4 protein-coding genes are annotated in these 4,114 nt (G+C 65.4%); all 4 read right to left on the bottom strand.

The genetic code is table 11. The features are described from left to right. A partial coding sequence (locus tag JHC57_RS21495; protein ID WP_294032620.1) for a CpaF family protein occupies nt 1-1,427 on the bottom strand: 1,427 nt, incomplete at its 3' end. Nucleotides 1,428-1,618: 191 nt separating this feature from the next. After that, nucleotides 1,619-1,876, bottom strand: coding sequence for an ATP synthase F1 subunit epsilon (locus tag JHC57_RS21500; protein WP_294032621.1), 258 nt, complete (start codon nt 1,874-1,876; stop codon nt 1,619-1,621). A 46-nt stretch (nt 1,877-1,922) separates the two neighbouring features. Then, nucleotides 1,923-3,461, bottom strand: a complete 1,539-nt coding sequence (atpD, locus tag JHC57_RS21505; protein ID WP_294032622.1) for a F0F1 ATP synthase subunit beta — start codon at nt 3,459-3,461, stop codon at nt 1,923-1,925. A 24-nt stretch (nt 3,462-3,485) separates the two neighbouring features. After that, nucleotides 3,486-4,114: ATP synthase F1 subunit gamma (gene atpG / locus JHC57_RS21510; RefSeq protein WP_294032623.1), on the bottom strand; the 629-nt coding region annotated here is incomplete at its 5' end.

Raw genomic sequence — 4,114 nt, forward strand, 5'->3', positions numbered from 1 at the left:
CGCAGGCCCATCGCGCGATATTCGCCGACGATCTTGCCGTCCTTGTCCTCGTCGAGATATTCGAACTTGAAGAGTTCCTGCGTGACGATGACGTCGCCTTCCATCCCGATCACCTCGGTGACATTGGTGACGCGGCGCGAACCGTCGCGCAGGCGCTTGATCTGGACGATCAGATCGACCGAATCGGCGATCTGTTTCGAGATCGCTTCCTTCGGGATCTTGATGTCGCCCATCAAAACCATGTTTTCCATACGGCCGAGGCATTCGCGCGGGCTGTTCCTGTGGAGCGTACACATCGACCCGTCGTGACCCGTGTTCATCGCGGCGAGCAGGTCGAAACACTCCGCGCCGCGGACTTCGCCCATGATGATGCGGTCGGGACGCATGCGCAGCGCGTTCTTGACGAGGTCGCCCATGTGGATCGCGCCATTGCCCTCGAGGTTCGCGGGGCGCGTTTCGAGCGGCAGCCAGTGCGGCTGCTGCAGGCGAAGTTCGGCGGCGTCCTCGATCGTCAGCACGCGCTCGCCGGGGTCGATCATCTTGGAGAGGGCGTTGAGCATCGTCGTCTTGCCCGAGCCCGTACCGCCCGAGATGACGATGTTGAAACGGCTCGCGCCCGCGATCTTCAGCGCGGTGCACATCTTCTGGCTCATAGCGCCCCACTGGCAGAGCATGTCGAGCGTGATCGGCTTGGCCGAGAATTTACGGATCGAGATCGCGGTACCGCGCAGCGAAAGCGGCGGCACGATCACGTTGACGCGGCTGCCGTCCTTGAGACGCGCGTCGGCGAGCGGTGTGGTCTGGTCGACGCGGCGGCCGACGAGGTTGCAGATGCGCTGCGCGATCTGGAACAGATGCTGTTCGTCGCGGAACTGGATCGGCGCGATGACGAGTTGGCCCTTGCGCTCGACATAGGTCTGGTACGGACCGTTGACCATGATGTCCGAAATGTCGGGGTCGGCGAGCAACTCCTCGAGCGGGCCGAAGCCGAGCAGTTCGTCGACGAGCACCTTTTCGAGCGCGAACTGCTCGCGGCGGTTGAGTGTGATGCGGAGCTCGGCGAGCACCTCGAGGATGATCGGGCGGAATTCCTCGGTCAGCTCGTCCTTGCTCAGCGTCGCGGCCGCCTCGGGGTCGACGCGTTCGAGCAGGCGCGGCAGCACCTGTTCCTTGATCTTGTGAACCGACGCCTCGAAGCCCTGCGCCTTTTCGGGCTCCATATTCTCCGCCGAAGAGCGCTGGTTCAGCCGTTCCATCGCCTCCTCTTCGGGCGACAGGTTCGACGGGACCGGCGGCGGCGCCTCGGCGGGCGTGTCGATCGCAGGGAATTGCGCGCCCCCGGGAATGCCGGGACCAGTCTGCATCGGCTTCGCCACGCCAAAGGCGGGGCGGCCAGCGGTTCCGGGTCGGCGTCCGAATGCACTCATCCGTTTTATCCTGCTTTGTATTTCATGTCGGAGGACCGCCGATGTGCCGGCGAAACCCCCGTCCGATACGGTGAATAAATCGGAAACTTTGACATTGTCCTAATGCGGCGGACGATTGCGGCGCGGACAAGAAAAAAGCCCGCATCCGGATGGATGCGGGCTTTTGACCCTACCTGTGGACGGCGGGAAACTCAGCCGGCGATATGCTCGGCAAGGACGGTGAGGCCCGCCTCGTTGACCTCGGCAAAACCGCCTTCGACCTCGATCACCTCGGGCGCGGCGCCCGCGGTCGCATAGATGGTCAGCGGGCCGTTGCGCAGCGTCGCCATGAAGGGCGCGTGCCCTTCGAGCACCGAGAAATCGCCCTCGGTCCCCGGCACGGTGACCATATGGACGTCGGCGGACCGCTCGAGGCGGGCGGGGGTGACGAGTTCGAACTTCAGAGCCATGATATGTCCTCAAACCCCTCCCGCAGCGGGGAGGGGCGCAGGTGTGTTACGCGTCTTCGGCGAGCTTCGCGGCCTTCGCGACCGCTTCGTCGATGCCGCCGACCATATAGAAGGCCGCTTCGGGCAGATGGTCGTACTCGCCGTCGACGACGGCCTTGAACGACTTCACCGTGTCCTCGATCGCGACGAACTTGCCGGGGATGCCGGTGAAGACTTCGGCGACGTGGAACGGCTGCGACAGGAAGCGCTGGATCTTGCGCGCGCGGGCGACGACCAGCTTATCCTCTTCCGAAAGCTCGTCCATGCCGAGGATCGCGATGATGTCCTGCAGCGACTTGTACTTCTGCAGCGTTTCCTGAACGCGGCGGGCGGTCTCGTAATGCTCCTGCCCGACGGTCGCGGCGGTCAGAACGCGCGAGGTCGAATCGAGCGGGTCGACCGCGGGGTAGATGCCGAGTTCCGAAATCGCGCGGCTCAGCGTCGTCGTCGCGTCCAAGTGGGCGAACGAGGTTGCGGGAGCGGGGTCGGTCAAGTCGTCCGCGGGGACGTAGATGGCCTGCACCGAGGTGATCGAGCCCTTGGTGGTCGAGGTGATGCGTTCCTGCAGCGCGCCCATGTCGGTCGACAGGGTCGGCTGATAGCCCACCGCCGACGGAATACGGCCGAGCAGTGCCGACACTTCCGAACCCGCCTGCGTGAAGCGGAAGATGTTGTCGACGAAGAACAGAACGTCCTGGCCTTCCTGATCGCGGAAATATTCGGCCATGGTCAGGCCCGAGAGCGCGACGCGGGCGCGGGCGCCCGGGGGCTCGTTCATCTGGCCGAACACCAGCGCCACCTTCGACCCGTCGGGGGTCGGGTTGCCGTCGGCATCCTTGGCGATGACGCCGGCGTCGAGGAATTCGTGATAGAGGTCGTTGCCCTCGCGGGTGCGTTCACCGACACCCGCGAACACCGACACGCCGCCGTGGCCCTTGGCGATGTTGTTGATCAGTTCCTGGATGAGAACCGTCTTGCCGACGCCGGCGCCGCCGAACAGGCCGATCTTGCCGCCCTTCGCATAGGGGGCGATGAGGTCGATGACCTTGATGCCGGTGACGAGGATCGCGGCTTCGGTCGACTGGTCGACGAATTCGGGAGCCTTGGCGTGGATCGGCGCGGTCATGCCGGCGTTCACCGGGCCGCGCTCGTCGATCGGGTCGCCGATGACGTTGAGAATGCGGCCGAGCGTCTGCGGGCCGACGGGGACCGAGATCTGCGCGCCGGTGTCGGTCACCGGCTGGCCGCGGGTCAGGCCGTCGGTCGCGTCCATCGCGATCGTGCGAACGGTGTTCTCGCCGAGGTGCTGCGCGACTTCGAGGACGAGGCGGTTGCCGTTGTTGTCGGTTTCGAGTGCGTTCAGGATCGCCGGCAGCGGGCCGGTGAACTGGACGTCGACGACGGCGCCGATGACCTGCGCGACGCGGCCCGTCGCGGTGCCGGTGGCAGCGGCCTTCGGAGCGGCGGCCTTCTTCGGCGCTGCAGCCTTGGGCGCGGCGGCCTTCTTGGCGGGAGCCTTCTTCTCAGGGGCAGGTGCGGTTGCCATGGTCTTCTTCCTTGGGTTGATCGGTTAGAGCGCTTCGGCGCCCGCGATGATTTCGATGAGTTCGGTGGTGATCGCCGCCTGACGCGTGCGGTTGTAAACGATGGTCAGCTTGTTGATCAGGTCGCCCGCGTTGCGCGTCGCATTGTCCATCGCGGTCATCGACGCGCCCTGTTCGGACGCGGCGTTTTCAAGGAGGCCCTTGAAGATCTGGATGGTGACGTTGCGCGGCAGCAGGTCGGCGAGAATCGCCTCCTCGTCGGGCTCATATTCGACCGCGGCACCGCTCGATGCCGGAACGTCGGCGGGCGGCGGAACCGGGATCATCTGCTGGCCGGTCGCGATCTGCAGCAGCGCCGAGCGGAACTTCGAGTAGAAGAGGTGCGCGACGTCGAAGGCGCCGGCTTCGTACATCTCCATGACCTTCGCCGAGATGTCGTGCGCCTGGTCGAAGCCGATGTCGCGGATGCCGGTCGTCTCATACTGCTCGACGATCTGGCCCTGGAACAGGCGCGCGATCACCGGGCGGCCCTTGCGGCCGACGAGGTAGAAGAGGACCTTCTTGCCCTCGGCCTGCAGTTCGAGCGCCTTGTCGCGCGCCGCCTTGACGATGTTCGAGTTGAACGCGCCGGCGAGGCCGCGGTCGCTGTTGAGCA

Source organism: Sphingopyxis sp., from assembly GCF_016463645.1.
In the GTDB taxonomy this organism is placed as follows: Bacteria; Pseudomonadota; Alphaproteobacteria; order Sphingomonadales; family Sphingomonadaceae; genus Sphingopyxis.